Here is a 6,955-nt window from a genome sequence, read left to right on the forward strand (position 1 = left end):
AGGTGAATGCATGTTTGTAGATAAAGCGAAAATATATGTGAAGGGCGGAGACGGCGGAGACGGAATCGTCGCGTTCCGGCGGGAGAAGTACGTACCGGAAGGAGGACCGGCCGGCGGAGACGGCGGGAAAGGCGCGGATGTCATTTTTCGGGTCGACGAAGGGCTTCGGACCTTGATGGATTTCCGCTATCAGCGGCACTTCAAGGCACAGCGAGGAGAGAAGGGCCGCAACAAGAGCCAGCACGGGGCCAATGCGGAAAACATGATCGTTCGCATCCCGCCGGGGACGGTCATCATCGACGATGACACCCAAGAGGTGCTGGCGGATTTGACGCGCCACGGCCAACAGGTCGTCGTAGCGAGAGGCGGACGCGGCGGACGCGGCAATATCCGCTTTGCGACGCCGAACAATCCGGCTCCCGAGCTTGCGGAGCATGGTGAAGAAGGCGAAGAGCGCTGGATTGTGCTCGAACTGAAGGTGATGGCGGATGTCGGTCTCGTCGGATTTCCAAGCGTGGGCAAATCCACCTTGCTGTCCGTCGTGTCGGCGGCAAAGCCAAAGATCGGGGCATATCATTTCACGACGATTACGCCGAATCTCGGGGTCGTGGATGTCGGCGAAGGGCGAAGCTTCGTGATGGCTGACCTTCCGGGCCTGATCGAGGGGGCTCACGAGGGCGTGGGATTAGGCCACGAGTTTTTGCGCCATGTGGAACGAACTCGGCTGATTGTCCATGTCGTCGATATGGCGGGTTCGGAAGGACGGGATCCGTTTGAAGACTGGCTGAAAATCAACGAAGAGCTCAAATTGTACAATGCCGATCTGGAAAAGCGTCCGCAAATCGTGGCCGCCAACAAAATGGATATGCCCGAAGCAGCGGAAAATTTGGAGAAATTCCGGGAGCAGGTCAAGGATGTACGACCGGATCTGGAAATCATGCCGATCTCCTCATTAACACGCCAAGGCATTCAGGAGCTGCTTTACCGGACGGCCGATTTACTGGATCAAATTCCGGAGGCTCCGGCGATTGAAGAAGTTACCGCTCTGGAAGAACGGAAAATTTATAAACTGGACAAACAGGAAGACAACAGTTTCACGATCCGCCGGGAAAATGAAACGTTTGTCGTGGAAAGTCCGAAAATCGAGCGCATGATGAAACGGATGCAGTTGAATACGCATGACGCCATTTTGAAGCTTGCCCGCACGCTTCGTCATATGGGCGTGGACGATGAACTGCGCAACCGCGGGGCCAAAGACGGCACATTGGTTCGAATCGGAGATTTCGAGTTTGAGTTTGTCGAGGGAAGCAGTTACTATTATGAATAAGTAAATATAAGTTGGCTAAACCCTACAACCATTTCAATAGTTCAACTTATTAAGATTGGGCAAGTGCGGACTTGCTCAATCTTTTTTTTATTTTTTCGCGAATACCGATTGCCACCCTCGCCGCTTTCCGTTATAATGTCCACTATATGAAAACACGAGTCTACAAGGGGAGGACGTTTGTGAACGAACGCTACTATTTGGTCCGCGAGGATATTTTGCCGGAGGCCGTCATCAAGACGCTGCAGGTCAAACAGCTCCTGGCTTCGGGCGATGCCAAAACGGTCCATGAAGCGGTGGCACAGGTCGGCTTGAGCCGCAGTGCTTTTTATAAGTACAAGGACGGTATTCACCAACTGAGCGATATTGAAAGAGAGAGTATCGTAACGATCTCCTTCGATCTTGAGCACCGTTCGGGGGTTTTGTCCAAAGTGCTCTCATTTATCGCCGGTTCGGGCGGCAACGTGTTGACGATTAATCAGAGCATCCCGCTCCAGGGAAGGGCGAATGTCGTCATTTCCGTGGAAACCTCCCGGCTGACGGAAGAGTTCGACGTGATGATGGAGCATCTGCACAGCATTCCGGGCGTACGGCGAACGCAAATCGTCGGTCAGGGGTAGACGATGAAAGGACTGTATCGGCTGGACGTATTGGAGTCCTGGCTGTCTGCTTGGCGCTTACTCGGTAGCCGAATCTAGCGGAAATTAGTGCTTGGCGTTTAGCGCGATAGCGACTCTAACGGAAGCCGGCGGTTGGCGCATAGCGATAGCGACTCTAGCGGAAGCAGGCGGTTGGCGTTTACGCGATAGCTCTAGCGGAATTCAGTGCTTGGCGCTTACGTGATAGCCAACTCAAACCGAAGCTGGTGTTGGCGCATTCCGCCAAACGGACTAACGGAAGTCAGCGCCGTTATTGCAACGAAAAGCTGTAGATGTTCAAAACTAACGGAACTGAAAGCCGCTATTTTCTATTAAAGGGGCATATTTCCTTCGAAATTCGTCAAATAAGAGCCCATGGTTCCGTTAGGTACGGAAATGAAGCCGAATAGGCCACAATAAGGGCTGTGTGTTCCGTTAGGTATCCGTTCGAGTTTGGCATTTCACATACGGGTACATGCAAGAGCAAGCCAGATAGCGACGGACGAAGGTCATTAGACACAATACCGGGAGCGTCTAGCGAAAAGAGAACATGCGAAGGGTAAAGAGGCTGGAGAGCACTAGGGAGTGCGCGGTCTACTTGCGGAAGCAAGATAGTGAGCGACGGACGAAGCTCGTCAGACGCATTACCGGGAGCTTCTAACGAAGAAAGAACATGCGAAGAGTAATGGGACTGGAGAGCATTAGGGAGTGCGCGGTCTACTTGCGGAAGCTCGCCAGACACATTACCGGGAGCGCCTAGCGAAAAGAGAATATGCGAAGGGTAAAAGGCTGGAGAGCATTAGGGAGTACGCGGTCTACTTGCGGAAGCAAGCTAGCGAGCGGCGGACGAAGCGCATCAGACGCATTACCCGGAGCCTGACAAAAAATGAAGATAAAGCGAAGGGTAATGGGGCTGGGAAGCATTAGGGAGTGCGCGGTCTGCTTGCGGAAGCAAGATAGTGAGCGGCGGACGAAGCGCACCAGACGCATTACCCGGAGCGCCATGGGAGGGACAACATAAATGAAACCAGTTAAAGTGGGACTGCTTGGTTTGGGAACCGTAGGCACAGGGGTCGTCCGCATCGTGGAAGGCCATCAGGAGGACCTGAGCAGTCAGGTTGGTTCTCCGATCGTGATCGAAAAGATTGCGGTTAAAAGTCTGGATAAGAAGCGGACGATCGACATCGACCGCAAGAAACTGACGGAAGATCCGTGGGAAGTGATCCGGGATCCCGAAATCGACGTGATCGTCGAAGTGATGGGCGGGATTGACGGTACAAAGGAATATATCCTTGAAGCGCTTGACCGCGGCAAGCATATCGTAACGGCAAACAAGGATCTGATGGCGCTGCACGGCACTGAAGTTTTAGCTAAAGCCCAGGAGAAGCAGTGCGATGTGTTTTATGAGGCAAGCGTAGCGGGAGGTATTCCGATCATCCGGACGTTGATCGAGGGCTTTTCTTCGGATCGGATCATGAAGATCATGGGGATTGTGAACGGGACGACGAACTATATTTTGACCAAAATGAGCCAGGAAGGCGCTTCTTATGAAGACGTGCTTCAGGAAGCCCAGGAACTCGGCTATGCCGAAGCTGACCCGACGTCGGACGTAGAGGGACTGGACGCGGCCCGCAAAATGGCCATACTGGGAACCTTGGGATTCCGCACTAACGTCGAGCTGAAGGATGTGCAGGTGCGAGGCATTTCGACCGTTTCGAAAGAGGACATTCAATACGCCAAGCGTCTTGGGTATGAGATGAAGCTGCTCGGAATCGCCGATCGTCAGGACGATGAATTCAGCATCAGCGTTCAGCCGACCATGGTCAAGAAAACGCACCCGATCGCTGCGGTGAACGGAGTGTTCAATGCGGTATATGTATATGGCGAGGCCGTAGGCGAAACGATGTTCTATGGTGCGGGAGCCGGAGAAATGCCGACAGCCACTTCCGTCGTGGCCGACCTGGTCGCGGTTGTGAAAAATTTGAAGCTGGGCGTCAACGGGCTCAAAGCGATCGTCCCTTATAAACCGAAGAAGTTAAAAAGCGACGATCAAATCATGTTTAAAAACTTCCTGCTTTTGCAAGTGGCCGACAAGGCTGGGGTACTCGCCCAGATTACCCAGGTTTTCGCGGAGTACGAGGTTAGCCTTGACTCGGTTGTCCAGTCGCCGAATGCGGAAACTCCGGATGCGGAAATCATGATCGTGACCCATAATGCCAGCAAGGCAAGCATGGATCAGGTGCTTCATCATTTTGAAACTATGGATGTCATTCGCCGCGTTAAAAGCGTATACCGTGTCGAGGGCTAACAGGAAGGAGACTTGCAATGATCCGAAGTGAAGGTGTGCGGGTGAAAATCCCGGCCAGCACAGCGAATTTGGGACCGGGATTCGACACGCTTGGAATGGCGCTAAGCCTCTACGCATGGATTGAAATGAAACCGGCGGAAGCAACCGTTTTTCATCTGCATGGAGATAATCTGGGCGGGCTTCCGACGGACAAGAGCAATTTGCTGTATAAAGTAGCTCAGTCCGTTTTTGACGAAGCGGGGGTATCCATTCCCGAACTGGAATTTTCGATGTACTCGGATATTCCTTTGACCCGCGGGTTAGGCAGCAGCGCTTCGGCGATTGTCGGTGCACTGGTCGCCGCCAACCTGCTGATCGGCTCGCCGCTCTCCAAGGGGAAGCTATTCGATATGGCGACAGCGCTGGAGAATCATCCCGACAATGTGGGGGCATCGCTTTACGGGGGTATCATTAGTTCGATCTGGGACGGGGAACATGCGGAAGCAATGCGCATAGAGCCGCCGGAAGACCTTGAGGTGCTGGTGGCCATTCCCGACTTTCAACTTTCGACCTCGAAAGCGAGGGAGGTGCTCCCTAAGCAGATCAGCATGGCGGATGCCGTATACAATGTAAGCAGGGCATCGCTTTTGACGGCGGCTCTCGCTTCCGGCCGACTGGACTTGATCGGCAAAACGATGCGGGATCGTCTCCATCAGCCTCACCGGGCTGCGCTTGTCCCCGGCATGGTCCGGATTTTAGAAGAGGCTACCGAGCATGGCGCGTTGGGAGCGGCGCTCAGCGGGGCAGGGCCTACGATATTGGCCTTGGTGGACCGCCGCAGTCCCCGGAAGGAAGAGCTTAAGCAATTTTTGCTGGAGGTTTTTGGCAGCGAGGGAATCGGGGCGGCAACGCTTTGGTTGAAACCTTGCACAGAAGGGACTACCGAGCTTACTATGGTAGAAGGAGCTTCATTACTGGATATAATTAAAGGGGAAGTAAGAGCATGAAACGTATAGCTTTACTGCCGGAAGGTTCGGTGTCTCACGAGGCTGTGCTTCACCTGTTCGGCAACGAGCCGGTGGAGCTGCTTCACTTCAAGCAAATTTCGGATGTTTTTTTGGCTACCGCAAGCGGCAGGAGCGATTACAGCGTCATTCCGATCGAAAATACGATAGAAGGTTCCGTGAGCCTGCACATGGACTGGCTTGTCCATGAAGTGGACATTCCGATGCAGGTCGAATGGGTTTATCCTTCGATTCAAAATCTGGTCGGCCGGACGGAGGAACTCAAGTCTTCCGCGGACGGGGAGATAGATTACTCCAAAGTAACCAAGGTGCTATCCCATCCCGTAGCCATGGCCCAATGCCTTCAGTTCATCCGTTCCCGCATGCCGCATGCGGAATTGGAGCATGTCGGGAGCACATCCGAAGCGGTTGAACTTGTAAAACAGCATCCCGGGTCCGGTTGGACGGCCGTTGGAACCGCTTTGGGCGCCAAACGGCACGGACTCGACATCATTGCCGAGAGAGTTACAGATCATGACAATAACTATACCCGCTTTGTATTGATAGGGCCCGAAGCTTTGAACAAGGTGCCCTCGGCGAAATATGAATCCAAGACGAGCATTCTCGTGACTTTGCCGGAGGATTTTCCGGGAGCGCTGCATCAGGTGCTGTCGGCTTTCGCCTGGCGCAGGCTGAACCTGTCGCGGATCGAATCCAGGCCGACGAAAAAACGGCTCGGAAGTTACTATTTTTACATGGATGTACTTGCAGAGGTTGACTCGGTGCTGCTGCCGTCAGCCATCGGGGAAATTGAAGCATTGGGATGTCAGGTGCGTATTCTCGGCAGTTATCCCAGCTATTCATACGAAGGATTAAAATCGGAGGTGCAACGATAGTGGCAGAACAATGGATCTATCTGGACGGACAATTCGTAACAAAAGAAAACGCAAAGGTTTCCGTATACGATCACGGATTTTTGTACGGAGACGGCATTTTTGAGGGAATTCGCATCTATAACGGCAACATTTTTAAGTGCAAAGAGCATCTGGACCGCCTATACGACTCGGCAAAATCCATCATGCTGCAAATTCCTTTGACTTATCAGGAAATGGAAGATGCGCTGGTAGAGACGCTCCGCCGCAACGAACTTCGCAACGGATATATCCGTTTGGTCGTTTCCCGCGGCCCGGGCAATCTTGGTCTGGACCCGAATCGTTGTCCGAAAGCCTCGGTCATTATTATCGTGGAACAGCTCGCGATATATTCGGAAGAAGCCTACAAAACCGGGCTCAAGACCGTGTCCGTATCCACCAGACGGAACATTCCGGACGCGCTGAATCCGAAGATCAAGTCCCTGAACTATTTGAACAATATTTTGGTGAAAATCCAGTCGAACCTGTCTGGAGCGGGCGAAGCGATTATGATGAACGCCCAAGGCTATGTGACCGAGGGTTCGGGGGATAATATTTTTATCGTCAAGAACGGGGTCATCACAACGCCTCCTTGCTATTTGGGGGCCCTTGAAGGGATTACCCGCCAGGCGATCATCGAGATTTGCAACAACAAAGGCTTCAAGATCAAAGAGGAGCCGTTTACGCTTCATGACGTGTACGTGGCGGACGAGGTATTCCTGACCGGAACGGCTGCGGAAGTGATCGCGGTTCGCGAAGTAGACGGACGAATCATCGGCGAAGGTCACGCG

The 6,955-nt window shown here is 53.1% G+C and carries 6 protein-coding genes (1 of these 6 cut by a window edge); all 6 read left to right on the forward strand.

The annotated features are described in order from the left end of the window. The first annotated feature begins 10 nt into the window (after positions 1–10). Entirely contained in the window at positions 11–1,327 is a 1,317-nt protein-coding gene (gene obgE, locus ACSFXJ_RS07090) for a GTPase ObgE (RefSeq protein ID WP_435924487.1), read from the forward strand. 179 nt (positions 1,328–1,506) lie between these two features. After that, positions 1,507–1,944, forward strand: a complete 438-nt coding sequence (locus ACSFXJ_RS07095; RefSeq protein ID WP_435924488.1) for an ACT domain-containing protein — start codon at positions 1,507–1,509, stop codon at positions 1,942–1,944. 1,039 nt (positions 1,945–2,983) lie between these two features. Continuing rightward, complete coding sequence (locus ACSFXJ_RS07100) at positions 2,984–4,270, forward strand: homoserine dehydrogenase (protein WP_435924489.1); 1,287 nt, start codon at positions 2,984–2,986, stop codon at positions 4,268–4,270. A 17-nt stretch (positions 4,271–4,287) separates the two neighbouring features. After that, the gene (thrB, locus tag ACSFXJ_RS07105; RefSeq protein WP_435924490.1) at positions 4,288–5,256 is read left to right on the forward strand and encodes a homoserine kinase; all 969 of its coding nucleotides are present in this window, start codon (positions 4,288–4,290) and stop codon (positions 5,254–5,256) included. Then, entirely contained in the window at positions 5,253–6,149 is an 897-nt protein-coding gene (gene pheA / locus ACSFXJ_RS07110) for a prephenate dehydratase (protein WP_435924491.1), read from the forward strand. Before thrB ends, pheA begins: the two co-directional genes overlap by 4 nt. Beyond that, on the forward strand, positions 6,149–6,955 hold the 5' portion of the coding sequence (gene ilvE, locus ACSFXJ_RS07115) for a branched-chain-amino-acid transaminase (RefSeq protein WP_435924492.1). Its footprint extends 72 nt past the window's final position; the window shows 807 of its 879 coding nt (coding positions 1–807); it begins with the start codon at positions 6,149–6,151; the stop codon falls past the right edge of the window. Before pheA ends, ilvE begins: the two co-directional genes overlap by 1 nt.

It is taken from the genome of Paenibacillus salivarius, assembly GCF_051307165.1.
Taxonomy (GTDB): domain Bacteria; phylum Bacillota; class Bacilli; order Paenibacillales; family Paenibacillaceae; genus Fontibacillus.